We start from the raw sequence: 26,399 nt of genomic DNA on the forward strand, positions 1-26,399 counted from the left end.
TCAGGCCGCCGAGATCGGCGCGAACCCCGCGCCGACACGGTGTTTGGCGTCGATGTCGGCCATGATGGCGCTGAACGACTGCACCACCGCCGGGGTGTGCAGCGGAATGTATTTGATGATGCAGGTCGGCAGGCTGTCGGTGAAGGCCCCGTGGATCATCCCGACCAGCATGTTGTTGACGGTCACCGGCGCGCCGGAGTCGCCGGGCCGGCCACAGACCTGCATCACGATGGTGCCGGGATCCTGGCCGGGGCCCCAGGTGACGCCGCAGGAGTTCCCCGTCGTGCGGCCCTGCTTGCACGCGATCTGACCGAAGGCCGGGTCCTCGCCGATGCCGTCGATCGGGAAGCCGTTGTAGTCGGCCACCGGTGTCACCTTGGCGGGATCGAACTTGATCACCGCGTAGTCGAGGTTGTCGTTGCCGGCGACCATGGTGCCCAGGGGGCCTCTGTTTTCGTTGGCCTCGCTGGCGACCTTGGCGCCCGGGCCGCCGCAGTGCGCCGAGGTGAACCCGATCAGCTCGCCGGCGGCATCGTTGCCGATCGTGGTCAAGGTGCACATCGTGTCGCCGTTGATGACGATGCCCGCGCCGCCGCCCATGGGGACCTTGTCGCCGGCGGCCGCCGGCCCGGTCGGCAAACCGAGGGCCAGGACCACGGCCACCATCGCCGCCAGGAAGCAACGGTGCACCGTCTGCAAAGCAACACTCCCATCTAACCGCCCCACATTTCGAGGGGCTCGGTAAGTCTAGTCCGCCGGGCCGCCGGAACTCCGCCGTCGGCACGCCCAGCAAACGGGCCCCCAAGCTTCTTTCGCCGCAAAGGGTTCGGCGCCAACTGTATGTCCTCAGCGAGGTCGTCGCTGTCCACGCGGTTGTGCGGTAACCTTCGGCATCGAGGAAAGCCGAAACCGAAACCAGAAGCGAACGAAAATCGAAGTAGGCGGTCGAAAGAGAATGGACAAAGGCGGAAGGCTTGGCAACCCGATGCACCTGACGTCAGAAAATTTTAGGCAGCGTCGTCCCACAGAGTTTTCTCAGATTGAGCGCGGCTCGAGCGGGCATTTATTCAACATGAGTTCATGGCGCATCATGAAATTACTGTCCGTTGCCGCCCTGGCGGCGTGCGGGCTCCTCGGCACCCCCGTCCCGTCCGCATCCGCCGCCTCCTGCCCCGCCACCCAGGTGCTGTTCGCCCGGGGCACCGGCGAGCCGCCCGGCGTCGGCCCCGTCGGCGAGGCGTTCGTCAACCAGCTGCGCTCCCGCGTCGGCGCGAACGCGCTCGGCGTGTACGCGGTCAAATACCCCGCCAGCGACCAGTGGGACACCGGCATCGACGGTGTCAGGGACGCGGGCGCCCACGTCGTCTCGATGGCCAAGGAATGCCCCAACACCAAGATGGTGCTGAGCGGGTACTCGCAGGGCGCGGCCGTGATGGGCTTCGTCACCTCGCCGACAGTGCCCGACGGCGTCGATCCCGCCACCGTGCCCAAGCCGCTCGCGCCCGACATCGCCCAACACGTGTCCTCGGTCGTGCTGTTCGGGTTGCCCAACGAGCGGGCCATGAGCTTCCTGGGCGAGCCGCCGGTGACCATCGGACCGCTGTATCAGCCGAAGACCCTCGAGTTGTGCGCCGACAACGACCCGGTGTGCTCCGAGGGGCTCGACTTCGCCATGCACAACGTGTCCGCGTACCAGGACGGCATGGTCACCAGGGGAGCCGACTACGCCGCGAGCCACCTCTGACCGCCGGCCCGGGCCGCGGTCGTCGCGGCTCATCCACGGTTCCCGCTGATCTCGGCTGACCTCGTCCGGCCGCGCGCCGCATGGCAACATAATCCGCGACGACGCACGCCGGGCGACCGAAGCAATGTGAGGAAAGAGGACCGTCTGTGAGCAGAGCCGATCGCAAGAACGGTGTGCCCAGCACGCTGACCACCATCCCGTTGACCGATCCGCACGCCCGGCCCGCCGAACCGTCGATCGGTGACCTGATCAAAGACGCGACCGCCCAGGTGTCCACGCTGCTGCGCGCCGAGATCGAACTCGCCCGCGCCGAGATCACCCGCGACGTCAAGAAGGGCCTCACCGGCAGCGTGTTCTTCATCGCCGCGCTGGTGGTGCTGTTCTATTCCACGTTCTTTTTCTTCTTCTTCCTCGCCGAGTTGCTCGACACCTGGCTGTGGCACTGGGTGGCATACCTGATCGTGTTCGGGATCATGGTGGTGTTCGGGGCGCTGCTCGCCCTGCTGGGCTTTTTGAAGGTGCGCCGGATCCGCGGACCGCGCGAGACGATCGAATCGGTCCGCGAGACCCGCACCGCCCTCACCTCCGGCCACGACAGGACGGGAGCCGAGCGGAGCGGCAGGCACGAGAAGCCGGACAGCAGCGCGCCCTCCGATACCTCGGGCTGGTAGGTGGCAGCGCCGGATCCGTCGATGACCCGCATCGACGGGCCATGGCGGCATCTGGACGTGCACGCCAACGGCATCCGATTCCACGTGGTCGAGGCATTGCCGACCACCCCGCCGACCGGCCAGGACGCGAGCACCCCGGCCACGGCGCGGCCGCTGGTGATGCTGCTGCACGGATTCGGGTCGTTCTGGTGGTCCTGGCGCCATCAGCTGCGGGGACTGAGCGGCGCGCGGGTGGTGGCGGTCGACCTGCGCGGCTACGGCGGCAGCGACAAGCCGCCGCGCGGCTACGACGGCTGGACGCTCGCCGGTGACACCGCCGGACTGATCCGCGCGCTCGGGCACTCCTCGGCGACCCTGGTCGGCCACGCCGAGGGCGGGCTGGCGTGCTGGGCCACCGCGCTGCTGCATTCACGCCTGGTGCGCGCGATCGCGCTGATCAGCTCGCCGCACCCCGCCGCCTTGCGCCGGTCCGCCCTGCACCGGCGGGACCAGGGATATGCGCTGCTGCCCATGCTGCTGCGCTCCCAGCTGCCGCTGTGGCCGGAGCGCCTGCTGACCCGGGACGACGCGGCCGAGATCGAGCGCCTCGTAGCCAGCCGCAGCAGCGCGAAATGGGTTGCCTCCGAAGACTTCTCCCAAACCATCCGCTACCTGCGGACGGCGATCCAGATTCCGGCGGCCGCCCATTGCGCCCTGGAGTACCAGCGTTGGGCGGTGCGCAGCCAGCTGCGCAGCGAAGGCTGGCGGTTCATGACGTCGATGTCCCAACAGCTCGGCGTGCCGCTGCTACACCTGCGCGGTGACGCGGACCCCTACGTGCTGGCCGACCCGGTGGACCGCACGCAGCGGTACGCCCCGCACGGGCGCTACCTGTCCGTCGCGGGCGCGGGACATTTCAGCCACGAAGAGCTGCCCGACGAGATCAACAGACAGCTGACGAAGTTCCTCGGCCAGGTGCACGGGGTCAGCTGACGCAGGCCCCGGTGCGCACCGCCTGGGTGTCACCGATCCGGGACAGCTGCCCGGCCACCTCGTCGGCCGTCAGCACGAACCCGGTATCGGGGTCGTCGACGGCGGCGCCGAACACCACGCCGAGCACATGGCCGTTCAGGTCGATCAGCGGCCCACCCGAATTGCCTTGCTCCACATTGGCTCTGATGGTGTAGACGTCGCGGGTGACCGGTGTGGGATCCCGGTAGATGTCGGGGCCGGTGAGCTTGATGATCTCGCGGATCCTGGCCGGGGTCGCCGTGAAGTTGCCGCCGCCGGGATAGCCGAGCACCACGACGTTGGCGCCGGTTTTGGCCTGGTTCTGCGCGAAGGCCAGGGGCGGGGGCGGCAGGTGCGGGACGGCGAGGATGGCGATGTCGACCGCGGGGTTGTACGACACCACGGTGGCGTCGAGCGGGTTGCCGCTGGCGTACACCTGGACGCTGTTGGACCCGGCCACCACGTGCGCGTTGGTCATCACCCGGTCGGGGGCGATGACGAAGCCGCTGCCCTCGAGCACCTTCTGGCAGCTGGGGGCCAGGCTGCGCACCTTGACGACGCTCGGCGCGTCGGCCGTGACCGCCGGGTTGGTGGCCAGGGCCGGATCCGGGGACGCGACCGGGATGACCGGCGTGCGGCTGAACGGCTCGAGCACCGCGGGCAGCCCCGAGGTGTTCAGCAGCGCCGACAGCCGTTTGGGCACCGTCTTCAGCCAGGGCGGGGCGACGTCGTTGACCTGCGCGAGCACCCGCGAGCCCCGGACCGCGGCGGCCAGCTCCGGCTGGTCCTTGGACTGGGTCAGCGGCGTGGCCAGCAGCCAGGCCGCGGTCAGCACGACCACGAGCTGGACCCCCACCCCGATGACGGAGTCGACGGTCCGGATGACGCGGCTGTGGATGGCGCCGCGCACGGCCCGGCCCAGCACGACACCGGCCACCTCGCCGACGACCACGAGCGCCAGGATCAGGAACAGTGCGGTGAACAGCTTGGCGCGGGGCGCGGCGATGTGACTGACGATGTGGGGCGCCAGCAGCACCCCGGCGATCGCCCCGAGCAGCACGCCGGCGAACGACAGCAGGGAACCCAGTGCGCCGGAACGCCATCCCGAGACGGCCGCGATGAAGGCGACCGCCAGGACGGCGATGTCCAGCCACTGCGACGGGGTCATCGAGTCCAGGTTCATCGGGGCGGCCCATCCTGGTCGCCGACCAGCGACATCGCCTCGTCCAACTCGCGCATGTCGGTGGTGTCCCAGGGCCGGGCCCACCCGGCGACGTCGAGCAGGGCGGAGATCACCTGGCCGGTGAAGCCCCAGACCAGCATCTCGTTCAGCAGAAACGCCGGTCCGGCCCAGCGGTGGCCGAGATCGCCGCGGTACACCATCAGCCGGTTGGCCGGGTTGACGAACGCCCGCACCGGGACCCTGGCCACGACCGCGGTCTCGGCCCGGTCGACGACGGAGACCGGCCCGGGATCCGGCGAGTAGGCCAGCACCGGGACCACGTGAAACTGCGACGGCGCGATGAACATCCGCTCCAGGGTGGCCAGCGGATGCAGCCGGGCCAGGTCGATGCCCGTCTCCTCGCGCGCTTCGCGCAGGGCGGTGGCCACGGGACCGTCGTCGGTGGGATCGGAGGCGCCGCCGGGGAACGCCGCCTGCCCGGCGTGGTGACGCAGCGTCGCGGCCCGCACGGTGACCAGCAGGTCGGCCTTGTCGGGGATGCCCCCGTCGGCGGGCCCGGATTCCGGGCCGGAGAACAAGACCAGCACGGCGGCGTCGCGCCGTTCGCCGCCCGCGGACGCCGCGCCGGAAGTCAGCATCGCCAACACGTCGTCCGGCAACCGGCGCCGGTACGCGTCGGGAATCCGGCCGAGGTTGTCGACGAGGGGGCGCAGCCACGGCGGGCAGAGTTCGGGCGTGACGGGATCCGTCCCCTGCGCGCGGGCGGTACCCCAAGCGCTCACCGCCACCTCCACTGGGTTCCTGACCGCCCGTCCGTCTCCGGCTGCCGTCTCATCGCTCCTGGCCTCCGACCGCGGCCGCGATCTCGTCGGCGCTGGCGAAAGCGCGCGGCAGCGTCTGGGCAACGCTACCGTCCGGCCGCAGTACGACCGTCGCTGGCATCACGTTAACCACCCGCAGGGCCGCCGCCACGCGGCGCCGACCGTCCTGCAGGGTCGGCAGCCGAACCCCCAGCTCCGCCAGCCGCAGCAGGGCGGCCGTCTCGTTCTCGTCCTGGTGCACGGTCACCACCGTCACGGCCGGCCCGGCCCGGCGCGCATACTCGGCCATCGCGGGCAGCTCGGCGGTGCACGAGGCGCACCAGTACGCCCAGAAGTTCAGCACCACCCGCCGCCCGGCCAGCGCCCGGCCGACGTCGACGACGGACCCGTCGGCGGCGCATTGCACCGTGACCCCCCGCAGCGCCGCGGGGCCGGGACCACCGGCAGGCGCGGGACAGGGCCGCAGGTCCGCCCGCCGCCGCGGGCCCGCCAGCGCGGCCGGGGTGTCGGCGTCGCGGTGCTCGCGTCCGGCGCCGGCGTCGGTCGCCGCGGGCCCCGGGGCGTCGTCGCGCAGCTGGGCCACCAACGCGGCCGCCAGCGCCACCACCACCGCCACGATCGCGATGGTCCAGCGCGTACTGCGGGTCAAGGCCGTACTTACAGCCCGGCCAGGGCCAGCAGGTGCTCGGCTTCGGGGCCCTGCACCAGCGGCGCGGCGAGCAGCGGTTCGGTGGGACCGAGCCCGAAGGACGGGCAGTCCTTGGCGAGCACGCAGACGCCGCAGGCCGGCTTGCGGGCGTGGCACACACGGCGGCCGTGGAAGATGACGCGGTGGCTCAGCATCGTCCACTCGGCGCGCTCGATCAGCGCACCGACCGCGTGCTCGATCTTGACCGGGTCTTGCTCGGCGGTCCAGCGCCACCTGCCCACCAGCCGTTTGAAATGGGTGTCGACGGTGATGCCCGGGACGCCGAACGCGTTGCCGAGGATGACGTTCGCGGTCTTGCGCCCCACCCCGGGCAGCGTCACCAGGTCGGCCAGCGTGGACGGCACCTCGCCGTCGAACCGTTCGACCAGCGCCTGCCCGAGGCCGATCAGGGAGGCGGCCTTGTTACGGAAGAAGCCGGTCGGGCGGATGAGCGCCTCCAGTTCGGCGCGGTCCGCCTGTGCGTAGTCCAGCGCCGAGGAGTAGCGCGCGAACAGCGCCGGCGTGGTCAGGTTGACCCGCTTGTCGGTGCTCTGCGCCGACAGGATCGTGGCCACCGTCAGCTCCAGCGGCGTGGTGAAGTCCAGCTCGCAATGGGCGTCCGGGAAGGCCTGGGCCAGGGTGCGATTCATCCGGCGTGCCCGTCGCACCAGCCCGGTCCGGGTTTCTTCGGCCCACCGCCGCTCGGCCTTCGCCGCTGTCACCTACGACAGAGTACTGATTTCGTGATCTGACCGAGACCTCGTGTTGATGCACGACCATGTTTACTTTCCCTGTGTCATGGTTGCTGGTGGCCTGCGTGCCGGGGCTGCTGATGCTGGCGACGTTCGGCCTCGGGCGGCTCGAACGCGACCTGTCCCGTCGGCCGCTCGCGATCACCGCGGTGGACGAGTCACCCGGGCCCGCCGAGGCCATGGATATGCGCACGCTGGCCCGCGACGGCATGCCCGAGGCGCTGGAGTATCTGCACCTGCAACGGGAGCGGCTGGAACTGGAAGCCCCGCCGGCCGGGGGGCGGCACGCCGCGTCGGGGTTCGCCCCCGACTTCTACCGGCTGGGCGAGTTCGTGTCGCCCGCGCCGCGACACACCCATCCACGCGGCAATCCGCAGTTTAAGACCCCTGGATATGTCAATCGTGTGTAGCGTTGGCACGTTGGGCACTCCGGCGTACCTCTAGACTCAACACGCGAGCAAGAGGTTAGCCTGTCTACATCACATCGTTGGAAAGCTGAAGAGGGCAACGTGGACGAGATCCTGGCAAGGGCAGGAATCTTCCAAGGGGTCGAGCCCGGCGCGGTCGCCGCGTTGACGAAGCAACTGCAACCCGTCGACTTCCCCCGCGGACACACGGTCTTCGCCGAGGGAGAACCCGGCGACCGGCTGTACATCATCATCTCCGGCAAGGTCAAGATCGGCCGGCGCTCACCGGACGGCCGGGAGAACCTGCTGACCATCATGGGCCCGTCGGACATGTTCGGGGAGTTGTCGATCTTCGACCCGGGACCGAGGACGTCGAGCGCGACCACGATCACCGAGGTGCGCGCGGTCTCGATGGACCGCGACGCGCTGCGGGCGTGGATCGCCGACCGGCCCGAGATCGCCGAGCAGCTGCTGCGCGTGCTGGCCCGGCGCCTGCGCCGGACCAACAACAACCTGGCCGACCTCATCTTCACCGACGTGCCCGGGCGGGTGGCCAAGCAGCTGCTGCAGCTGGCCCAGCGTTTCGGCACGCAGGAGGGCGGCGCGATGCGCGTCACCCACGACCTGACCCAGGAGGAGATCGCCCAGCTGGTGGGGGCGTCCCGGGAGACGGTGAACAAGGCGCTGGCCGACTTCGCCCATCGCGGCTGGATCCGCCTGGAGGGCAAGAGCGTGCTCATCTCGGACTCCGAGCGGTTGGCCCGCCGAGCCCGTTAGTCAGGCGCTTGGCGCCGAGATCGACGTTCTGCAGACGCCCACTCGCACTTTCGCTGCAAAACGTCAAGCTCGGCGCAGGTAGTCCAGCTGAGCCTGGACCGACCATTCCGCCGCCTCCCAGAGCTTCTCGTCGACGTCGACATAGACGTGTTCGACGACCCGCCGCGCGCTGGCGTCCTCCCCCAACTCGCGCAACGCGGCCCGTACCTGCTCGAGCCGCTCGTGGCGATGCATCAGGTAACCCGACGCGGCGGCCTCCAGGTCGGGCAGCTCGGGGCCGTGCCCGGGCAGCACCGCGCGCCGGCCCAGACCGCGCAGCCGACGCAGCGACTCCAGGTAGTCGAGCAGGCTGCCGTCCTCCTTGTCGATGACGGTGGTGCCGCGCCCCAGCACGCTGTCCGCCGTCAGCACCGCGTCGTCGAGCACGAACGTCAGCGAGTCGGCGGTGTGGCCGGGAGTGGCCAGCACCGTGATCCGCAGGCCCGCCGCGTCGATCACCTCGCCGTCGGTGAGCTCGCCGCCGAGGCCGCGCAGGAATCCGCTGCCGGCCGAACGGACCGTGGCGCCGGTCAGCTCGACCAGCTTGTCGATGCCGTCGGTGTGGTCGCCGTGGCGGTGGCTGATCAGCACCAGCGCGACGCGGCCCAGCGCGGCGATGCGGGCGATGTGCTCGTCGTCGTCGGGGCCCGGGTCCACGATCACCAGCTCGTCGCTGCCGGGGCCGCGCAGGACCCACGTGTTGGTGCCCTCGAGCGTCAGCAGCCCGGGATTGTCGGCCAACAGCACCGAGGCCGTGTCGGTGACCGCCCGCAACCGCCGGTATGCGGGATGGGTCAGCGGCTCGCCCGCCCCGGTCGCGACCGTCAGGCCACCTCCACGATCAGTTCGACCTCCACCGGCGCGTCCAGCGGCAGCTCCGCCACGCCGACCGCCGAGCGCGCGTGCGCGCCGCTGTCGCCGAAAACCTCGGCGAGCAGTTCGGAGGCCCCGTTGACCACGCCCGGCTGGCCGTTGAATCCCCCGGCGGACGCGACGAACCCGACGACCTTGACGACCCGGGTCACCGCGTCGATGCCGACCAGCGCGTGCACGGCCGCCAGCGCGTTGAGGGCGCAGACCCGCGCCATCGCCTTGGCCTCCTCGGGGGTGACCTCGGCCCCGACCTTGCCGGTCCCGGCCAGCTCGCCCGCCTGCACGGGCAACTGACCCGACGTGTAGACGAGGTTTCCGGTGCGCACCGCCGGTACGTATGCGGCCAGCGGCGCCACCGCCTCGGGCAGCGTGATGCCGAGCTGGTCGAGCCGGGCCGATGCACTCATCCCTTGGGGCGTTTCAGGTACGCGACATGCTGTTCGCCGGTGGGCCCGGGCAACACCGCCACCAGCTCCCAGCCGTCGGCGCCCCATTGATCGAGGATCTGTTTGGTGGCGTGCGTCAGCAGCGGAACCGTTACGTACTCCCATGCGGTCGGTTGACTCATGGCGCGAGCCTATCGGTCCACCCCGATCTGCGGGGGGCCGGAGTCGCTCGGGCTAGCATGCGAAGGTGGCAACCACTTCCGGCACTCCCGGCAGCAACAGCGGCGGTAGTTCCGTGGGCTGGCCGGCGCGCCTGTCCAAGGCCCGCTTGCATTTCGTCACCGGCAAAGGCGGCACGGGCAAGTCGACGGTGGCGGCCGCCCTGGCGCTGACGCTGGCCGTCGGCGGTCGCAAGGTCCTGCTCGTCGAAGTCGAGGGCCGGCAAGGGATTGCGCAGATGTTCGATGTGCCGCCGCTGCCGTACCAGGAGCTCAAGATCGCGACGGCGGAGCGCGGCGGCCAGGTCAACGCGCTGGCGATCGACATCGAGGCGGCGTTCCTGGAATACCTGGACATGTTCTACAACCTCGGCATCGCGGGCCGGGCGATGCGCCGCATCGGCGCCATCGAGTTCGCGACGACGATCGCGCCCGGCCTGCGCGACGTGCTGCTCACCGGCAAGATCAAGGAGTCGGTGGTGCGCGTCGACCGCAACCGGCTGCCGGTGTACGACGCGGTGGTGGTGGACTCGCCGCCGACCGGCCGCATCGCGCGCTTCCTGGATGTCACCAAGGCCGTGTCCGATCTGGCCAAGGGCGGGCCGGTGCACTCGCAGAGCGAGGGCGTGGTCAAGCTGCTGCACTCCGACCAGACCGCGATCCACCTGGTCACCCTGCTGGAGGCGCTGCCCGTGCAGGAGACGCTGGAAGCCATCGAGGAGCTCGCCGAGATGGAGCTGCCGATCGGCAGCGTGATCGTCAACCGCAACATCCCGTCGTACCTGGAGCCGCGCGACCTCGCCAAGGCCGCCGAGGGGGCGGTCGACGCGGACTCGGTCCGGGCCGGCCTCGAGATGGCCGGAATCACCCTCGGCGAGGCCGACTTCGCCGGCCTGCTCACCGAGACCATCGAGCACGCGACCCGCATCACCGCGCGCGCCGAGACCGCCCAACAGCTCGACGCCCTGCAGGTGCCCCGGCTCGAACTGCCGGCGATCTCCGACGGCGTGGACCTCGGCAGCCTCTACGAGCTTTCGGAATCGCTTGCCCAACAGGGGGTTCGATGAGCGTCACACCGACAGTCCTTGACATGAAGGCGATTCTGTCCGACATGTCGAACCGGGTCGTGGTGTGCTGCGGCGCCGGTGGGGTCGGCAAGACCACCACGGCCGCCGCGCTGGCGTTGCGGGCGGCCGAATACGGCCGCAACGTCTGCGTTTTGACGATCGACCCGGCCAAGCGGCTGGCACAAGCGTTGGGCGTCAACGAACTCGGCAACGTCCCGCAGCGGGTGCCGCTGGCCCCCGAGGTCACCGGGGAGCTGCACGCGATGATGCTCGACATGCGCCGCACGTTCGACGAGATGGTGGTCCAGTACTCGGGAACCGAACGGGCGCAATCGATCCTGAACAACCAGTTCTACCAGACCGTCGCCACGTCGCTGGCCGGCACGCAAGAGTACATGGCGATGGAAAAGCTGGGGCAGCTGCTGGGCCAGGACCGCTGGGACCTGGTCGTGGTGGACACCCCCCCGTCGCGCAACGCGCTGGACTTCCTGGACGCGCCGAAGCGGCTGGGCAGCTTCATGGACAGCCGGCTGTGGCGGCTGTTGCTGGCACCCGGCCGTGGCATCGGTCGACTGGTGACCGGCGCAATGGGCTTGGCGATGAAGGCGCTCTCCACCGTGCTCGGCTCCCAGATGCTCGGCGACGCAGCCTCATTCGTGCAGTCGCTGGATGCCACCTTCGGTGGTTTCCGGGAGAAGGCCGAGCGCACCTACGCACTGCTCAAACGGCGGGGGACGCAGTTCGTGGTGGTGTCGGCGGCCGAGCCGGACGCGCTGCGCGAGGCAGCGTTCTTCGTGGACAGGCTCTCGCAGGAAAGCATGCCGCTGGCCGGGCTGGTGCTGAACCGCACTCACCCGACGCTGTGTTCGCTACCGGTCGAGCGGGCAGTCGACGGCTGCGAGACGCTGGAGGCCGCGCTCGGTTCGGGACAGGATTCGGAGGCCGCGGCGCTGGCGGCGGCAGTGCTGCGGATTCACGCCGACCGCGCGCAGACCGCCAAGCGCGAGGTGCGGCTGCTGTCACGGTTCACCGGCGCCAACCCGCACGTGCCGATCGTGGGGGTGCCGTCGTTGCCGTTCGACGTGTCGGACCTGGAGGCGCTGCGCGCGCTGGCCGACCAGCTCACCGCCGCGGCGGGCTGAAGCCGTCTTATTGCACGCGCGCCAGTTCTACTCGCGAATTCGTCTCGCACACAAGCCGGTTCGACGGCGCGCAGTTGTAAGAGGTTCGTAATCAGAGGCCAAGCGGCGGTTACCGCGCGGACTGAAGGGTCAGCCGACGCTGCGGTTGCGGCGCTTGTCGAAGAAGTCCGCCCAGGACACCACGTCGGGGTGCTGCTTCAGCAGTGCCCTGCGCTGACGCTCCGTCATGCCGCCCCACACGCCGAACTCCACCTTGTTGTCCAGCGCGTCCGCCCCGCACTCCTGCATGACCGGGCAGTGACGGCAGATCACCGCGGCCTTGCGCTGGGCGGCGCCCCGCACGAACAGTTCGTCGGGATCGGTGGTCCGGCACAGCGCCTTCGAGACCCAGGTGATCCGTTCTTCGGCGTCGACGATGCGGAGTACGCCTTGCGCACCCGCGATGTTCGTTCGACGCGCGGCGGGCCGTGTTCCTGACACGAGCTGTTCCCTTCCTGCCCGGCCGCCTTCCGCGGCCGCCCTCCTCGGGTGCAGACCCGACTGCGATCTACGCCACACTGTGCGCAACGGTGTCAGCTGAATCTCACCGTGTTTATAAGTTAGGTGGTCAGGTGGCAATTGCGCAACAGTCTCATAACGGTTTTTTTGGGACGCGCGTGCCGTCCTGCTCGGTACCTTACGACCAGACGTATCATCACGCACCCCGGCGGGAGTGTCCGACCGGTTAAGTCGACGCGAATATCGCCTGAGCCGGGAGCAACATCCCTGGTCAGCCGATTGCTTAGTCGTTCTGCCGGTTCGGCGGGGCGGCTGAGACGGCATCGGGGAAACCGTGGCCCGCTACTCTAGTACCCATGCCAGACCGCCCCCCAGCAGGCCTCACGGTTCTCAAGCTCGCCGGATTCTGCCTGTTGGCCGGTGTGGTCGCGACCGCCCTGATGTTCCCGGTGGCCGGCGGTGTGGGGCTGATGTCCAACCGCGCCTCCGAGGTGGTCGCCAACGGCTCGGCGCAGCTCCTCGAGGGTGAGGTGCCGGCGGTCTCGACGATGGTCGACACGAAGGGCAACACCATCGCCTGGCTGTACTCGCAACGCCGGTTCGAGGTGCCCAGCGACAAGATCGCCAACACCATGAAGCTCGCGATCGTCTCGATCGAGGACAAGCGTTTCGCCGAGCACAACGGGGTGGACTGGAAAGGCACCCTGACCGGGCTGGCCGGGTATGCGCGCGGGGACGTCGACACCCGCGGCGGTTCGACCATCGAGCAGCAGTACGTGAAGAACTACCAGCTGCTGGTGACGGCCCAGACCGACGCCGAGAAGCGGGCGGCCGTCGAGACCACCCCGGCGCGCAAGCTGCGCGAGATCCGGATGGCTCTCACGCTCGACAAGACGTTCACCAAGCCGGAGATCCTGACCCGGTACCTGAACCTGGTGTCGTTCGGCAACGGCTCCTTCGGCGTGCAGGACGCCGCGCAGACCTACTTCGGCATCAACGCCTCCGAGCTGAACTGGCAGCAGGCGGCCCTGCTTGCGGGCATGGTGCAGTCCACCAGCACGCTCAACCCCTACACCAATCCCGAGGGCGCCCTGGCCCGGCGCAATCTGGTCCTGGACACCATGATCGAGAACATCCCGCAGGAGGCCGACGCCCTGCGCGCCGCCAAGGCCGCGCCGCTGGGGGTGTTGCCGCAGCCCAACGAGCTGCCCCGCGGCTGTATCGCGGCCGGCGACCGGGCGTTTTTCTGCGACTACGTCCAGGAGTACCTGTCGCGCGCGGGGATCAGCAAGGAGCAGGTGGCCCGCGGCGGCTACACGATCCGCACCACGCTGGACCCCGACGTGCAGACCCCGGTGAAGTCGGCGATCGACAAGTTCGCCAGCCCCACCCTGCCGGGAATCTCCAGCGTGATGAGCGTGATCAAGCCCGGCAAGGATTCCCACAGGGTGATGGCGATGGCCAGCAACCGCAAGTACGGGCTGGACATCGACGCGGGCGAGACCATGCGGCCGCAGCCGTTCTCGCTGGTCGGCGACGGTGCCGGGTCGGTGTTCAAGATCTTCACCACGGCCGCCGCGCTGGACATGGGCATGGGCATCAACGCGACCCTCGAGGTGCCGGGCCGGTTCCAGGCCAAGGGCATGGGCAGCGGCGGGGCCAAGGGCTGCCCCAAGGACACCTGGTGCGTGATCAACGCCGGCCGCTACCGGGGGTCGATGAACGTGACGGACGCGCTGGCCACCTCGCCCAACACCGCGTTCGCCAAGCTGATCCAGCAGGTCGGCGTGACGCCCACGGTGGACATGGCCATCAAGCTCGGGCTGCGGTCCTACGCCGACCCGGGCACCGCGCGCGACTACAACCCGGACAGCAACGAAAGCCTGGCCGACTTCATCAAGCGCCAGAACGTCGGCTCGTTCACCCTGGGCCCGGTCGAGGTCAACGCGCTGGAGCTGTCGAACGTCGCGGCCACCCTGGCCTCCGGCGGCGTGTGGTGCCCGCCGAGTCCGATCGACAAGCTGATCGACCGCCACGGCAACGAGGTGGCCGTCACCACCGAGACGTGCGACCAGGTGGTACCCGAGGGGCTGGCGAACACACTGGCCAACGCGATGAGCAAGGACGCCCAGGCCGGCGGCACGGCGTCCGGTTCGGCCGGCGCGGCGGGCTGGGACCTGCCCATGTCCGGCAAGACCGGCACCACCGAGGCGCACCGCTCGTCGGGCTTCGTGGGTTTCACCAACCACTACGCCGCGGCGAACTACATCTACGACGACTCGACCAACCCGACCGACCTGTGCTCGTCGCCGCTGCGCCACTGCAGCGACGGCGACCTCTACGGCGGCAACGAGCCCGCCCGCACCTGGTTCACGGCGATGAAGCCGATCGCCACCATGTTCGGCGACGTGCACCTGCCGCCCACCGATCCCCGGTACGTCGACGGCTCACCCGCATCGCGGGTGCCGAGCGTGGCCGGGCTGAAGGTGGACGCGGCGCGCCAGCGCCTCAAGGACGCGGGCTTCCGGGTGGCCGACCAGACCACCTCGGTGAACAGTTCCGCCGAGTACGGCGAGGTCGTCGGGACCACGCCCAGCGGGCAGACGATCCCGGGTTCGATCATCACGATCCAGATCAGCAACGGCATTCCCCCGGCTCCGCCTCCGCCGCCGGAAGGTGAGCCGGTGCCGATCGGCTCGCAGGTCGTGGAGATTCCGGGCCTGCCGCCGATCACCATTCCGCTGCTGGCCCCACCGCCGCCGCCGGGCGCCCCGCCCCCGTAGGCGCCGCGGGGCCTAACGGGGCGGGGAATGCGCGCTGCCATCCCGAGAGCGGCAGTAGGCTGCCTTCATGGCTGACGTTCTGCCCGTCCTGATACGCACCGGCGCCGCAGCGGTCGGCGCCGCGGTCGCCGGCATCGGCTACGCCGCGGTCGTCGAGCGCAACGCCTTCGTCCTGCGCGAGATCACCATGCCCGTGTTGAGCCCGGGGTCCACGCCGCTGCGGGTGCTGCACATCAGCGACCTCCACATGCTGCCCGGCCAGCGCCGCAAGCAGGCCTGGTTGCGCGAGCTGTCCGGCTGGGAGCCCGACCTGGTGGTCAACACCGGCGACAACCTGGCGCACCCCAAGGCGGTGCCCGCGGTCGTCCAGGCGCTGGGGGACCTGCTGTCGCGGCCGGGCGTGTTCGTCTTCGGCAGCAACGACTACTTCGGGCCGCTCCTGAAGAACCCGCTGAACTACCTGACCAACCCGTCGCACCGGGTCCGCGGCGAGCCGCTGCCCTGGCAGGACCTGCGGGCGGCGTTCACCGAACGCGGCTGGCTCGACCTCACCCACACGCGGCGCGAGTTCGAGGTGGCCGGCCTGCACATCGCCGCCGCGGGCGTCGACGACCCGCACATCGACCGGGACCGCTACGACACGATCGCCGGCCCGGCCAGCCCCGCCGCCAACCTGCGACTGGGTCTGACGCACTCCCCCGAGCCGCGGGTGCTGGACCGCTTCGCCGCAGACGGCTACCAGTTGGTGATGGCCGGGCACACGCACGGCGGGCAGCTGTGCCTGCCGTTCTACGGCGCCCTGGTGACCAATTGCGGACTGGACCGCTCCCGCGCGAAGGGCCCGTCCCGGTGGGGCGCCACCATGCAGCTGCACGTCTCGGCCGGCCTCGGGACCTCCCCGTTCGCGCCGGTGCGCTTCTGCTGCCGGCCCGAAGCCACCCTGCTGACGCTGATCGCCGCCCCGATGGGTGACCGCGACCTGACCAGCGATCTCGGGCGCTCCCTGCCCGCGGCCTCGATGCGTTGACCGAACGGACCCAGATCGCGGTCCGAACCCGCTCCCGGCACTGGACCGACAACGCCATCCGGCTGATCCAGGCCGACGCCCGGCGCAGCGCCGACACGCACCTGCTGCGCTACCCGCTGCCGTCCGCGTGGTCGACGGACGCGGACGTCGCGCTGTACCTCAAGGACGAGACGACCCACCTCACCGGCAGCCTCAAGCACCGGCTGGCGCGCTCGCTGTTCCTCTACGCGCTGTGCAACGGCTGGATCGGCGAGGGCACCACGGTGGTCGAGGCGTCGTCGGGCTCGACGGCCGTCTCGGAGGCATACTTCGCGGCCCTGCTGGGCCTGCCCTTCGTCGCGGTGATGCCGGCCGCCACCAGCTCACCCAAGCTGGCGTTGCTTCGAGGCGCAGGGCGGCCGATGCCATTTCGTGCAGAACTCGAGCGAGGTCTACGCCGAAGCCGAGCGCGTCGCCGCCGAGACCGGCGGGCACTACCTGGACCAGTTCACCAACGCCGAACGCGCCACCGACTGGCGCGGCAACAACAACATTGCCGAGTCGATCTACGAGCAGATGCGCGAGGAACGCCACCCCCGTCCCGGACTGGATCGTGGTCGGCGCGGGCACCGGCGGCACCAGCGCGACGATCGGCCGCTACATCCGCTACCGCCGCCACGCGACGCGGCTGTGCGTCGTGGACCCGGAGAACTCCGCGTTCTTCCCCGCCTACACCGAGAACCGATACGACATCATGCTGCCCACGTCGTCGCGGATCGAGGGGATCGGCCGGCCGCGGGTGGAGCCGTCGACGGGCACCAACCTGTGGGGCGCCTTCGGCCTGCTCGCCGAGATGGTCGCCGAGGACCGCGACGGCTCGGTGGTCACCCTGCTCGCGGACAGCGGCGACCGCTACCGCGACACCTACTTCTGCGACGAGTGGGTCGCCGCGCAGGGCCTCGAGCCCGCCGGCCCCGCGGCGGCGCTGGCCGAGTTCGAACGCTCGTGCTCCTGGCCCTGAGCCGGACAGGCGATTTGGCCAGTCGATAGGCCGGTGCGATACGCTGTCGTGGCTTCACACGGGGTGTGGCGCAGCTTGGTAGCGCGCTTCGTTCGGGACGAAGAGGCCGTGGGTTCGAATCCCGCCACCCCGACACTGAAAAACCCGCTCTGAACTGCGAACACAGGACAGGGCGGGTTTCGTCGTTTCGGTAGGCAGCTCGCCCGGTAGGCAGTGGGTAAGCGGGAGTTCAGACCGAGGGCGGGAATCGACCGCTTCCCGTCGCCCCTCGACGTCCTGTCACGTCCCCCCACGCCCTGGCGCGGTGTCGTTCCTTGGCTAGATGATGGTCGCGCGAATGACCTAGACTCCCTGCTGACCGAGATCGACACCATGCTGGACGAGTCCTGGTCCGACGCGGCAAGACGGACGCCTGATGACGGCTGGGGCGTGGAGTATGAGGATGAACCGCTCACGTATCCCGCATATACAGATGAGTATCTTGAGGAGCCCCCGATCCCGCTTCCACGGCGGCGGCGGGGGCGGACGGGAGCCCCACGAAACGCGCCTTGCCCTCCGCATTTCGTAACTGGTCATACGGGGCCCAGGCGTCGTGCACCGCAACGCCGTTGAACCGGGCGAGGACGCCGTTATCGTCGATGCCGTGCCTGCCGCGCTTGGGATGGCAGGTGATCGGCGTGTACTTGTCGGTGCGTGCGCAGTGCACCCAGTGCAGGGCGCCGGCGACCCGCAATCCGGTCTCGTCGAACCCGGCCACCGGCGCGTCGGCGATCCGCTCGCGCACCGCCTCGGTGAACTGGTCGAGCCCGCCGGCGGCCCGCGTCGTCATGGCCGCAACGGTGCCCTCCGACAGCGGGGTACCGAACAGTTCCGAAAGGGAAAAGGGCTTGTGCGGCGAGCTGCCTGGACAGAAACTGCCCGAACGTACAGGTACAGGACGATCGCAGTGACCCGCGGCCCGTACTGCACCGGTGCGGTGACACCGTCCGGGGCGGACGCGCAGATGGTCGCGCCGCACCCGACACATGCGGCGGGCTCGTTGCGCAGTGTCTCGTCCGGGTCGTCAACCAGCGCCAGCGTCGATCCCGGATGTCCGGGCTGACCGCCGGGCTTGCGGCCACTGTTGCGGCGCAACGACTTCGGTGCGGGTTTGGCGAACGTCGAATCCGCCGACGGCGGCTTCGACGAATTCTGGCTGTTCTGCCCCAGCTGCCGCTTGAGCTCGGCGATCTCGGCCCGCAGCGCAGCAATGTCAGCGATGGATTCCTCATCTGCCCGACGCCGATCATCAGGCACCCCACCATGATTAGCGGTCAGCCGCGAACGTCAACGCGACACGCCCCATCAGATCAGATCGCAAAGAATCACAAACCCACCGGTCACACAGACACCGCGCAGGCCTGACCAGTTACCGCATTTCTACGTCCCTCGCACGGTCCGCGACATTACCCGACATGGACGAGAAAATCTATTTCGTTCGTGTATATTCTCCAAGAGAATTTTCCTATCTCCTACGGAACAGGAGTCAGAGATGTCGTTTGTGGCCGCCTTACCTGACGCTTTAGCCGTAACGGCGTCGGACTTAACCGGTCTGGAATCGGTGATTCAGGAAGCACAGACAGCAGCGGCAGGTTCGACCACTCAGATTCTTTCCGCAGCTCAAGATGAAATATCCGTATCGATCACGGAGGCGTTCAATACCTACGGTCAACAGTTTCACGGGTTGGTTCTACGGGCGGCAGCTTTTCAGGCACAGTTCTCTCAAGCGTTGAGCGCAGGTGGACTCTGGTATGCCGCTGGGGAGGCGGCCAATATTTCTCGGCTGCAGACATTACAAACAGCTATAGAAACCATCCACATCAACGTGGGTCTGGGTGACCTCGGCAGTCTTAACATCGGGAGTGGGAACACCGGCAGCCTCAACCTGGGCTCGGGTAACCATGGCAGCTTCAACATCGGTGGAGGAAACACCGGTAGTCTCAACCTTGGATCGGGTAATCGCGGTGGCGGAAACCTGGGTCTGGGTAATTTCGGAAACGGAAATATTGGTTTCGGTAACGGAAGTTCAGAGAACAATTCGACCGGTACCCCCACCCCCTCGTCGGGGAATATCGGTAGCGGAAACCTCGGTAACTCCAACCTGGGCAGTGGCAACCTCGGTAACTTCAACATCGGATCCGGAAACAACGGGAACAACAACGTCGGGCTCAGTAACCTGGGCAACTTCGATATCGGGCTGGGCAACTCCGGCAGCCACGACTTCGGGTTCGGCAACCTCGGCAGCCACGACATTGGTGTCGGGCTGACCGGTAGCAATCAGATCGGCATCGGCGGACTGAACTTCGGTAGCGGAAACATGGGTCTTGGAAACTCCGGTAGCTTCAACTGGGGGCTGTCCAACACCGGTGACTACAATATCGGAGTCGCCAACACCGGTAACCACGACATCGGTATCGGTCTCACCGGGAACAACCAGATGGGTTTCGGCGGGCTAAACTCTGGAACTCATAACACCGGGCTGTTCAACTCTGGCACCGGCAACACTGGATTCTTTAACTCGGGAAACGCTGAGTTTGAAGGCGGCGAAAATACCGGTTTGTTTAATTCTGGTGCTAACAACTATGGCTTGTTCAATTCTGGAAGTTTCAATTCAGGGTTTTTCAACTCTGGTGAAGAAGATTTCGGTTTGTTCAACGCCGGTTATCTAAACTACGGCTTGTTCAATACCGGATTTATTAACTCTGGAGTATTTAATGCCGGATCATTCGACTCGGGGGTTTTCGACTCCGGGTCGCATAACATGGGGATGCTGAATTCCGGGGCGGGTAACATGGGTTTGTTCAACTCGGGTAACCATAACATGGGTCTATACAGCGCTGGTGACACCAATTTGGGTATAGGTAATTCCGGTAATACTAATATGGGATTATTCAACTCAGGCTGGGAAAATGTGGGTGCTTTCAACTCCGGCGGTACAGACGCGTTTACCACCTCTGGTCCGGTTACGGAGGTGTACACAGGAAATATCGGATTGTTCAACTCAGGTACCCTCAACATTGGAATAGGGAACTCGGGGAACATCAACACCGGAATATGGAACTCGGGAAGTGTAAACACCGGTATCGGCAGTGTGGTCAGTCAGCACGGCACGGTTTCTGGCTTCGGGAACACGGGAACCTACGAGTCGGGGTTTGGTAACACCGGAAGCTATAACGTGGGCTTTGGCAACACGGGAAACTTCAGTTCTGGCTTTATGAACAAGAATCTGACCGGATATTTTGACACAGGATTCTTCAATGGGAACAACGACGTGGGCTTCTACAACACAAGTACTGGAGGACAGGATGTAGGTTTCTTAAATTCTGGTGCTGGTAGCGGCGACACCGGCATAGGGAACTTAGGTTCTGGTAGCGGTAACACTGGAATACTGAACTTCGGTTCCGGTGGCAGTAACACTGGAATATTGAACTTCGGTTCCGGTGGCAATAACGCTGGAATATTGAACTTCGGTTCCGGTGGTAATAACGCTGGAATACTAAACTCAGGTTCGGGTGGCGCTAACGTTGGAATACTGAACTTCGGTTCCGGTGGCATTAACACTGGAATACTGAACTTCGGTTCCGGAGGCGGTAACACTGGAATACTGAACTTCGGTTCCGGTGGCAATAACGCTGGAATATTGAACTTCGGTTCCGGTGGTAATAACGCTGGAATACTAAACTCAGGTTCGGGTGGCGCTAACGTTGGAATACTGAACTTCGGTTCCGGTGGCATTAACACTGGAATACTGAACTTCGGTTCCGGAGGCGGTAACACTGGAATATTGAACTTCGGTTCCGGTGGCAATAACGCTGGAATATTGAACTTCGGTTCCGGTGGTAATAACGCTGGAATACTAAACTCAGGTTCGGGTGGCGCTAACGTTGGAATACTGAACTTCGGTTCCGGTGGCATTAACACTGGAATACTGAACTTCGGTTCCGGAGGCGGTAACACTGGAATATTGAACTTCGGTTCCGGTGGCAATAACGCTGGAATATTGAACTTCGGTTCCGGTGGTAATAACGCTGGAATACTAAACTCAGGTTCGGGTGGCGCTAACGTTGGAATACTGAACTTCGGTTCCGGTGGCATTAACACTGGAATACTGAACTTCGGTTCCGGAGGCGGTAACACTGGAATATTGAACTTCGGTTCCGGTGGCAATAACGCTGGAATATTGAACTTCGGTTCCGGTGGTAATAACGCTGGAATACTAAACTCAGGTTCGGGTGGCGCTAACGTTGGAATACTGAACTTCGGTTCCGGTGGCATTAACACTGGAATACTGAACTTCGGTTCCGGAGGCGGTAACACTGGAATATTGAACTTCGGTTCCGGTGGCAATAACGCTGGAATATTGAACTTCGGTTCCGGTGGTAATAACGCTGGAATACTAAACTCAGGTTCGGGTGGCGCTAACGTTGGAATACTGAACTTCGGTTCCGGTGGCATTAACACTGGAATACTGAACTTCGGTTCCGGAGGCGGTAACACTGGAATATTGAACTTCGGTTCCGGTGGCAATAACGCTGGAATATTGAACTTCGGTTCCGGTGGTAATAACGCTGGAATACTAAACTCAGGTTCGGGTGGCGCTAACGTTGGAATACTGAACTTCGGTTCCGGTGGCATTAACACTGGAATACTGAACTTCGGTTCCGGAGGCGGTAACACTGGAATATTGAACTTCGGTTCCGGTGGCAATAACGCTGGAATATTGAACTTCGGTTCCGGTGGTAATAACGCTGGAATACTAAACTCAGGTTCGGGTGGCGCTAACGTTGGAATACTGAACTTCGGTTCCGGTGGCATTAACACTGGAATACTGAACTTCGGTTCCGGAGGCGGTAACACTGGAATATTGAACTTCGGTTCCGGTGGCAATAACGCTGGAATATTGAACTTCGGTTCCGGTGGTAATAACGCTGGAATACTAAACTCAGGTTCGGGTGGCGCTAACGTTGGAATACTGAACTTCGGTTCCGGTGGCATTAACACTGGAATACTGAACTTCGGTTCCGGAGGCGGTAACACTGGAATATTGAACTTCGGTTCCGGTGGCAATAACGCTGGAATATTGAACTTCGGTTCCGGTGGTAATAACGCTGGAATACTAAACTCAGGTTCGGGTGGCGCTAACGTTGGAATACTGAACTTCGGTTCCGGTGGCATTAACACTGGAATACTGAACTTCGGTTCCGGAGGCGGTAACACTGGAATATTGAACTTCGGTTCCGGTGGCAATAACGCTGGAATATTGAACTTCGGTTCCGGTGGTAATAACGCTGGAATACTAAACTCAGGTTCGGGTGGCGCTAACGTTGGAATACTGAACTTCGGTTCCGGTGGCATTAACACTGGAATACTGAACTTCGGTTCCGGAGGCGGTAACACTGGAATATTGAACTTCGGTTCCGGTGGCAATAACGCTGGAATATTGAACTTCGGTTCCGGTGGTAATAACGCTGGAATACTAAACTCAGGTTCGGGTGGCGCTAACGTTGGAATACTGAACTTCGGTTCCGGTGGCAATAACGCTGGAATATTGAACTTCGGTTCCGGTGGTAATAACGCTGGAATACTAAACTCAGGTTCGGGTGGCGCTAACGTTGGAATACTGAACTTCGGTTCCGGTGGCATTAACACTGGAATACTGAACTTCGGTTCCGGAGGCGGTAACACTGGAATATTGAACTTCGGTTCCGGTGGCAATAACGCTGGAATATTGAACTTCGGTTCCGGTGGTAATAACGCTGGAATACTAAACTCAGGTTCGGGTGGCGCTAACGTTGGAATACTGAACTTCGGTTCCGGTGGCATTAACACTGGAATACTGAACTTCGGTTCCGGAGGCGGTAACACTGGAATATTGAACTTCGGTTCCGGTGGCAATAACGCTGGAATATTGAACTTCGGTTCCGGTGGTAATAACGCTGGAATACTAAACTCAGGTTCGGGTGGCGCTAACGTTGGAATACTGAACTTCGGTTCCGGTGGCATTAACACTGGAATACTGAACTTCGGTTCCGGAGGCGGTAACACTGGAATACTGAACTTCGGTTCCGGTGGCAGTAACACTGGAATACTGAACTCTGGTCTTGAAGACTCTGGATTAGGGAACTCTGGAAACTTTGATTCGGGCTTTTTTAACCGCAGTGACAACCAGTCCGGTTTCTTCAAATAAACTGTAGGCGAAGAAATTTCGGCTCTTCGGCCATAGTCGTGGGCCCGTGACCTGGGGTTTTGGGGCGCAACGCCGTGTCCTGCTTACGTTTTGGACTGTTAGAGGGTTCAAGCCGAAGGAGGGTGTACGGCGTTGGGCAATTCCAGGGTATTCGCGACGGTCCTCGGTGGCCAGGACATGGTCGTCGATGACGTGATGATCGAGACGGCGACTTCGCTCTGCAAGGCGGCGGTGACCAGCGAGGTGCTGGTGTTTGCGGTGCGGCCCAAGGCAATCCAGGCCAGCCGGTGCTCGCGGTGCCAGAAACGCTGTCCGGGCTATGACGGCGGGGACGCGATCAGGCGCCGGCGCAGCCTGGATCTGGGGACGACGAAAACCTGTCTGCAGGCCGCAGCGCCGCGGGTGGCCTGCCCCGAGCATGGGGTGGTGGTGGCCCACCTGCCGTGGGCGCGGCCCGGGGCCCGTCACACCTGGGCGTTTGAGGACACAGCCGCGTGGTTGACCGCGCACGCCGCCCTCAGTGTGGTGGCGGTGTTTTTGCGGGTGGCCTGGCGCACCATCGCTGCGATCGTCGCTCGGGTGGTCGCCGATGGCCGCGACACCAACGACCTGCTGGCAGGGTTGACCCGCATCGGCATCGACGAGATCGCCTACCGCAAAGGCCACCGCTACTTGACGTGCGTGATCGACCACACCACAGGCAGGTTGGTGTGGGCAGCCGAAGGCCGCAACCAGGACACCTTGGGCCGGTTTTTCGACCAGTTCGGCGCCCAACGTGCCGCCGCGTTGACTCACGTCAGCTGTAATGGGGCGGAATGGATTCACGCCGTGCTGTTAGTTAGCGGCACAAATGCGCTCTGGCAGGCATCGCAACGGGTTGGTGCAGGTTATTCATTTCAGATAAATGCCTGTTCAGCCCCTGACCGTTCGTTCGGGACGAAGAGGCCGTGGGTTCGAATCCCGCCACCCCGACCCAGCAAGGTCCGTCAGCGGACCCGTGGGCTCAGCGTTTCGCTCCAACTCACCCGGGTGCCCCCGGCCGCAGGGCTGGCGACGTCGCAGCGACCGCCGGTCTCCCCCGCGCGGCGGGCCAGGTCGACCAGGGCGCTGCGGCGCCGGTCGTCGGCCCGGACCGGCCCGTCGTCGCCGACTTCGATGCTGATCTCCTCACCCACGCCGACCGCGACGGTGACATGGCCGGCACCGGAGTGGTGCACGGCATCGCCGAGGGCCTCGGCCAGGAACGCCTCCGCCCGTTCGGCGAGGTCGCCGCTCACCGCGCCCATCGGACCCGACATGCGCACCGAGGTGACGATGTCCCCGCCGTCGGTGAGCCGGGCGATCGCATCCTGGACGCTTTGGGCGAAGTCCCGCCGCGGGGCGGGCGGCCGGCGCAGGTCGAAGATCGTGGTCCGGATGTCGCTGATGACGTCCTGGAGCTCGTTGACGAAGCCGTTCATCCGCGCGGCCAACTCGGGTGAGCGCAGACGGGCGGCGACGCTCTGCAGGCCCAGACCAACGGAGAAGACCCGCTGGATGACGAGGTCGTGCAGGTCCGCCGCGATGCGTTCGCGATCGGTCAGCAAGCTGAGTTCCCGCGCGTACCGGCGTGTGGTGGCCAGCGTCAGGGCGATCGCCGCGTGATCGGCGAAGTCCCGGACCACGTGCAGGTATTCGGGTTCGAACTGCGGCGCAGCGGCGTTGCGCGCCAACACGATCACGCCGGTCGTCTGCTGTTCCGCGCGGAGCGGCAGCACGATCGCCGATCGTTCCCCCATGTCGGCGACCGCCGCGACCGCACAACGCACCGCCGGGGTGATCACGGGTTCGCCGGACCGGAACACCTCGCCGGCCGTCGATCCCATGACCGGGACGCGTTGTCCCAGAGCCTCGTTCGAATATCTGCCGACCGCGACCGATACCACCAGGGTGTCGACGTCGTCGGTGGCCTGCTCGGGGTCGGCGGGAACCAGTACGATCGCCTGCTCGGCATCGGTGAGTTCGGCGGCCCGCTCGCAGATCAGCTGCAGCGGCTGCAGATCCGGATCGGCCTCCGACAGCAGGGCGGTGGTGACCTCCCGGCTCGCGCTGGTCCACCGGGCGGCCGCGCTGATCCGGTCGAACAGCCGCGCGTTGTCGATCGCCACCGATGCCGCCGAGGCCAGCGCCTCCAACGTGATCTCGTCGGCCTCGCTGAAGACGCGCCCGGGCCGGTCGTCGGTGACGTAGAGGCTGCCGAACACCGCGCCGCGGATGATGACCGGCATCCCCAGGAAGGCCCGCATGCGGGGATGGTGCCCGGGGAAGCCCACCGCGGCCGGATGCTCGGTCAGATCGGTCAGGCGCAGTGGCTCGTGGCGCTCGCGCAGCACACCGAGCAGGCCCTTGCCCGCCGGCAGGTGACCGACCAGGCGAACCGTGTCCGGATCCATCCCGGCATGCACAAACGAGGCCAGCAGACCGTCCGGCGCCCACACGCCGACCGCCCCGTAACGGGCACCCGTCATGGTCATCGCGGCGTTGACGATGCGGGACAACGTCGAATCCAGGTCGAGGTCGGACCCGATCTCGATCGCGACCTGCAGCAATTCCCCCATCCGGGCGCGGTCGGCGACCACTTCTTCGAGTTGTTCGTGCATCCGGTTCAAATACTCCGGACGCCCGAGCCCGAAGGCTGCCTTTCCCGTGTCGCCAACCACGGCCTGCACCTTCTCTGTCGGAAAGCCGGCGCGCTGAGCACCAATACCGCTTCCGCCCACACCAGGTGGGGTCTCGGCAGGTGCCCTCAGTGAACTCTCGGCAACCCCGCCAGTCAAGGCGATTCGGCAATAATTTGCACCGACAACCATTGTTCACCAACGGATTTCATTGCGATTACCCGCCCGGGTGTTACAACTAGGTGTAACATGCCGTCATGGCGGCTTCACGACTGCAGTGCGGGGAATGCGGAACGCAATTTTACGCCCGCGCCGACGCACTCTACTGCAGCAACGCCTGTCGGCAGAAGGCCCACCGGACGCGTGCGGTCCAGCGCGCCGTCGAGCAAACCGTTGCCGGGCCGAAACTCGACGACGCGATCAACAGGGCCCGACAAACCTGTCAGCTCG

Annotated in this window: 22 protein-coding genes, 1 tRNA gene and 3 pseudogenes; 14 read left to right on the forward strand and 12 right to left on the reverse strand. The window is 65.9% G+C overall.

Annotated elements, in window-relative coordinates:
• The gene (locus tag ACJ512_RS27710; protein ID WP_407688677.1) at positions 1–699 is read right to left on the reverse strand and encodes a S1 family peptidase; all 699 of its coding nucleotides are present in this window, start codon (positions 697–699) and stop codon (positions 1–3) included.
• A 391-nt stretch (positions 700–1,090) separates the two neighbouring features.
• Here ACJ512_RS27710 and ACJ512_RS27715 point away from each other — a divergent pair, with 391 nt between their 5' ends.
• From ACJ512_RS27715 to ACJ512_RS27725, 3 genes are all read left to right on the forward strand, one after another.
• Positions 1,091–1,744: a cutinase family protein gene (locus ACJ512_RS27715; protein WP_407688676.1), complete on the forward strand. Its 654-nt coding sequence runs from the start codon at positions 1,091–1,093 to the stop codon at positions 1,742–1,744.
• Between the two features lie 146 nt (positions 1,745–1,890).
• Positions 1,891–2,415: a phage holin family protein gene (locus ACJ512_RS27720; RefSeq protein WP_407688675.1), complete on the forward strand. Its 525-nt coding sequence runs from the start codon at positions 1,891–1,893 to the stop codon at positions 2,413–2,415.
• Positions 2,416–3,387, forward strand: a complete 972-nt coding sequence (locus ACJ512_RS27725) for an alpha/beta fold hydrolase (RefSeq protein ID WP_407688674.1) — start codon at positions 2,416–2,418, stop codon at positions 3,385–3,387.
• Here ACJ512_RS27725 and marP read toward each other — a convergent pair.
• Genes marP through nth form a run of 4 tightly spaced genes read right to left on the reverse strand, consistent with a single transcriptional unit; the run spans position 3,380 to position 6,747 of the window.
• Positions 3,380–4,573, reverse strand: coding sequence for an acid resistance serine protease MarP (gene marP, locus ACJ512_RS27730; RefSeq protein ID WP_407688688.1), 1,194 nt, complete (start codon positions 4,571–4,573; stop codon positions 3,380–3,382). The genes ACJ512_RS27725 and marP overlap by 8 nt on opposite strands.
• Positions 4,574–4,584: 11 nt before the next feature.
• Complete coding sequence (locus tag ACJ512_RS27735) at positions 4,585–5,370, reverse strand: NUDIX hydrolase (RefSeq protein ID WP_407688673.1); 786 nt, start codon at positions 5,368–5,370, stop codon at positions 4,585–4,587.
• 49 nt (positions 5,371–5,419) lie between these two features.
• Complete coding sequence (locus tag ACJ512_RS27740; RefSeq protein WP_461479905.1) at positions 5,420–6,058, reverse strand: TlpA family protein disulfide reductase; 639 nt, start codon at positions 6,056–6,058, stop codon at positions 5,420–5,422.
• A gap of 8 nt (positions 6,059–6,066) precedes the next feature.
• Positions 6,067–6,747, reverse strand: a complete 681-nt coding sequence (nth, locus tag ACJ512_RS27745; protein ID WP_407688977.1) for an endonuclease III — start codon at positions 6,745–6,747, stop codon at positions 6,067–6,069.
• A gap of 128 nt (positions 6,748–6,875) precedes the next feature.
• On the opposite strand from nth, the gene ACJ512_RS27750 reads away from it, so the two are divergent.
• Entirely contained in the window at positions 6,876–7,259 is a 384-nt protein-coding gene (locus ACJ512_RS27750; protein WP_407688974.1) for a hypothetical protein, read from the forward strand.
• A gap of 99 nt (positions 7,260–7,358) precedes the next feature.
• Positions 7,359–8,033 (forward strand): cAMP-activated global transcriptional regulator CRP, encoded by a 675-nt coding sequence (gene crp / locus ACJ512_RS27755; RefSeq protein WP_036413767.1) that lies wholly within the window; start codon positions 7,359–7,361, stop codon positions 8,031–8,033.
• A 63-nt stretch (positions 8,034–8,096) separates the two neighbouring features.
• Here the strand turns inward: crp and ACJ512_RS27760 are convergent, their stop codons facing one another.
• The 3 genes from ACJ512_RS27760 to ACJ512_RS27770 are packed head-to-tail and all read right to left on the reverse strand — an operon-like array spanning position 8,097 to position 9,513.
• Positions 8,097–8,900, reverse strand: coding sequence for an MBL fold metallo-hydrolase (locus ACJ512_RS27760; RefSeq protein WP_407688976.1), 804 nt, complete (start codon positions 8,898–8,900; stop codon positions 8,097–8,099).
• Positions 8,897–9,352, reverse strand: coding sequence for a RidA family protein (locus tag ACJ512_RS27765; RefSeq protein WP_407688973.1), 456 nt, complete (start codon positions 9,350–9,352; stop codon positions 8,897–8,899). The genes ACJ512_RS27760 and ACJ512_RS27765 overlap by 4 nt, the downstream gene beginning before the upstream one ends.
• The gene (locus ACJ512_RS27770; protein ID WP_369736625.1) at positions 9,349–9,513 is read right to left on the reverse strand and encodes a DUF4177 domain-containing protein; all 165 of its coding nucleotides are present in this window, start codon (positions 9,511–9,513) and stop codon (positions 9,349–9,351) included. The genes ACJ512_RS27765 and ACJ512_RS27770 overlap by 4 nt, the downstream gene beginning before the upstream one ends.
• Before the next feature lie 65 nt (positions 9,514–9,578).
• Here ACJ512_RS27770 and ACJ512_RS27775 point away from each other — a divergent pair, with 65 nt between their 5' ends.
• Positions 9,579–10,616 (forward strand): ArsA-related P-loop ATPase, encoded by a 1,038-nt coding sequence (locus ACJ512_RS27775; RefSeq protein ID WP_407688972.1) that lies wholly within the window; start codon positions 9,579–9,581, stop codon positions 10,614–10,616.
• Positions 10,613–11,758: an ArsA family ATPase gene (locus ACJ512_RS27780; protein ID WP_407688971.1), complete on the forward strand. Its 1,146-nt coding sequence runs from the start codon at positions 10,613–10,615 to the stop codon at positions 11,756–11,758. Before ACJ512_RS27775 ends, ACJ512_RS27780 begins: the two co-directional genes overlap by 4 nt.
• 129 nt (positions 11,759–11,887) lie before the next feature.
• Here ACJ512_RS27780 and ACJ512_RS27785 read toward each other — a convergent pair whose 3' ends face one another.
• Positions 11,888–12,238, reverse strand: a complete 351-nt coding sequence (locus tag ACJ512_RS27785; protein ID WP_407688970.1) for a WhiB family transcriptional regulator — start codon at positions 12,236–12,238, stop codon at positions 11,888–11,890.
• Positions 12,239–12,612: 374 nt separating this feature from the next.
• On the opposite strand from ACJ512_RS27785, the gene ponA2 reads away from it, so the two are divergent.
• The 4 genes and pseudogenes from ponA2 to ACJ512_RS27805 all read left to right on the forward strand — a co-directional run bounded on the left by ponA2 (position 12,613) and on the right by ACJ512_RS27805 (position 17,199).
• Positions 12,613–15,039 (forward strand): transglycosylase/D,D-transpeptidase PonA2, encoded by a 2,427-nt coding sequence (gene ponA2, locus ACJ512_RS27790; protein WP_407688969.1) that lies wholly within the window; start codon positions 12,613–12,615, stop codon positions 15,037–15,039.
• A 67-nt stretch (positions 15,040–15,106) separates the two neighbouring features.
• The gene (locus tag ACJ512_RS27795) at positions 15,107–16,066 is read left to right on the forward strand and encodes a metallophosphoesterase (protein WP_407688968.1); all 960 of its coding nucleotides are present in this window, start codon (positions 15,107–15,109) and stop codon (positions 16,064–16,066) included.
• Positions 16,063–17,066 (forward strand): annotated as a pseudogene (locus tag ACJ512_RS27800) (PLP-dependent cysteine synthase family protein). Before ACJ512_RS27795 ends, ACJ512_RS27800 begins: the two are co-directional and overlap by 4 nt.
• Positions 17,067–17,125: 59 nt before the next feature.
• Positions 17,126–17,199 (forward strand) — tRNA-Pro (locus ACJ512_RS27805).
• A 318-nt stretch (positions 17,200–17,517) separates the two neighbouring features.
• Here the strand turns inward: ACJ512_RS27805 and ACJ512_RS27810 are convergent.
• Positions 17,518–17,895, reverse strand: a complete 378-nt coding sequence (locus ACJ512_RS27810; protein WP_461479906.1) for an IS66 family transposase — start codon at positions 17,893–17,895, stop codon at positions 17,518–17,520.
• The gene (locus ACJ512_RS27815; RefSeq protein WP_407688967.1) at positions 17,892–18,362 is read right to left on the reverse strand and encodes a DUF6444 domain-containing protein; all 471 of its coding nucleotides are present in this window, start codon (positions 18,360–18,362) and stop codon (positions 17,892–17,894) included. Before ACJ512_RS27815 ends, ACJ512_RS27810 begins: the two co-directional genes overlap by 4 nt.
• A gap of 235 nt (positions 18,363–18,597) precedes the next feature.
• Here ACJ512_RS27815 and ACJ512_RS27820 point away from each other — a divergent pair.
• From ACJ512_RS27820 to ACJ512_RS27830, 3 genes and pseudogenes are all read left to right on the forward strand, one after another.
• Positions 18,598–20,145 (forward strand): annotated as a pseudogene (locus tag ACJ512_RS27820) (PE domain-containing protein); the annotation flags it as partial.
• A 384-nt stretch (positions 20,146–20,529) separates the two neighbouring features.
• Complete coding sequence (locus ACJ512_RS27825; RefSeq protein WP_461480173.1) at positions 20,530–23,292, forward strand: beta strand repeat-containing protein; 2,763 nt, start codon at positions 20,530–20,532, stop codon at positions 23,290–23,292.
• Positions 23,293–23,487: 195 nt separating this feature from the next.
• Positions 23,488–24,054, forward strand: a pseudogene (locus ACJ512_RS27830) (helix-turn-helix domain-containing protein); the annotation flags it as partial.
• Positions 24,055–24,278: 224 nt separating this feature from the next.
• On the opposite strand, the gene ACJ512_RS27835 reads toward ACJ512_RS27830, so the two are convergent.
• Positions 24,279–25,931, reverse strand: coding sequence for a sensor histidine kinase (locus tag ACJ512_RS27835; protein WP_407688729.1), 1,653 nt, complete (start codon positions 25,929–25,931; stop codon positions 24,279–24,281).
• Between the last annotated feature and the right edge of the window lie 468 nt (positions 25,932–26,399).

The organism is Mycobacterium cajalii, assembly GCF_045809005.2.
Classification (GTDB): domain Bacteria; phylum Actinomycetota; class Actinomycetes; order Mycobacteriales; family Mycobacteriaceae; genus Mycobacterium.

Coding starts and splice junctions, on each gene's coding strand:
- ACJ512_RS27780 (WP_407688971.1), top strand. CDS start 10,613: ATGAGCGTCACACCGACAGTCCTTGACATGAAGGCGATTCTGTCCGAC.
- marP (WP_407688688.1), bottom strand. CDS start 4,573: ATGACCCCGTCGCAGTGGCTGGACATCGCCGTCCTGGCGGTCGCCTTC.
- ACJ512_RS27765 (WP_407688973.1), bottom strand. CDS start 9,352: ATGAGTGCATCGGCCCGGCTCGACCAGCTCGGCATCACGCTGCCCGAG.
- ACJ512_RS27715 (WP_407688676.1), top strand. CDS start 1,091: ATGAAATTACTGTCCGTTGCCGCCCTGGCGGCGTGCGGGCTCCTCGGC.
- ACJ512_RS27770 (WP_369736625.1), bottom strand. CDS start 9,513: ATGAGTCAACCGACCGCATGGGAGTACGTAACGGTTCCGCTGCTGACG.
- ponA2 (WP_407688969.1), top strand. CDS start 12,613: ATGCCAGACCGCCCCCCAGCAGGCCTCACGGTTCTCAAGCTCGCCGGA.
- ACJ512_RS27810 (WP_461479906.1), bottom strand. CDS start 17,895: ATGACGACGCGGGCCGCCGGCGGGCTCGACCAGTTCACCGAGGCGGTG.
- ACJ512_RS27835 (WP_407688729.1), bottom strand. CDS start 25,931: ATGCACGAACAACTCGAAGAAGTGGTCGCCGACCGCGCCCGGATGGGG.
- ACJ512_RS27750 (WP_407688974.1), top strand. CDS start 6,876: ATGTTTACTTTCCCTGTGTCATGGTTGCTGGTGGCCTGCGTGCCGGGG.
- nth (WP_407688977.1), bottom strand. CDS start 6,747: ATGAATCGCACCCTGGCCCAGGCCTTCCCGGACGCCCATTGCGAGCTG.
- ACJ512_RS27795 (WP_407688968.1), top strand. CDS start 15,107: ATGGCTGACGTTCTGCCCGTCCTGATACGCACCGGCGCCGCAGCGGTC.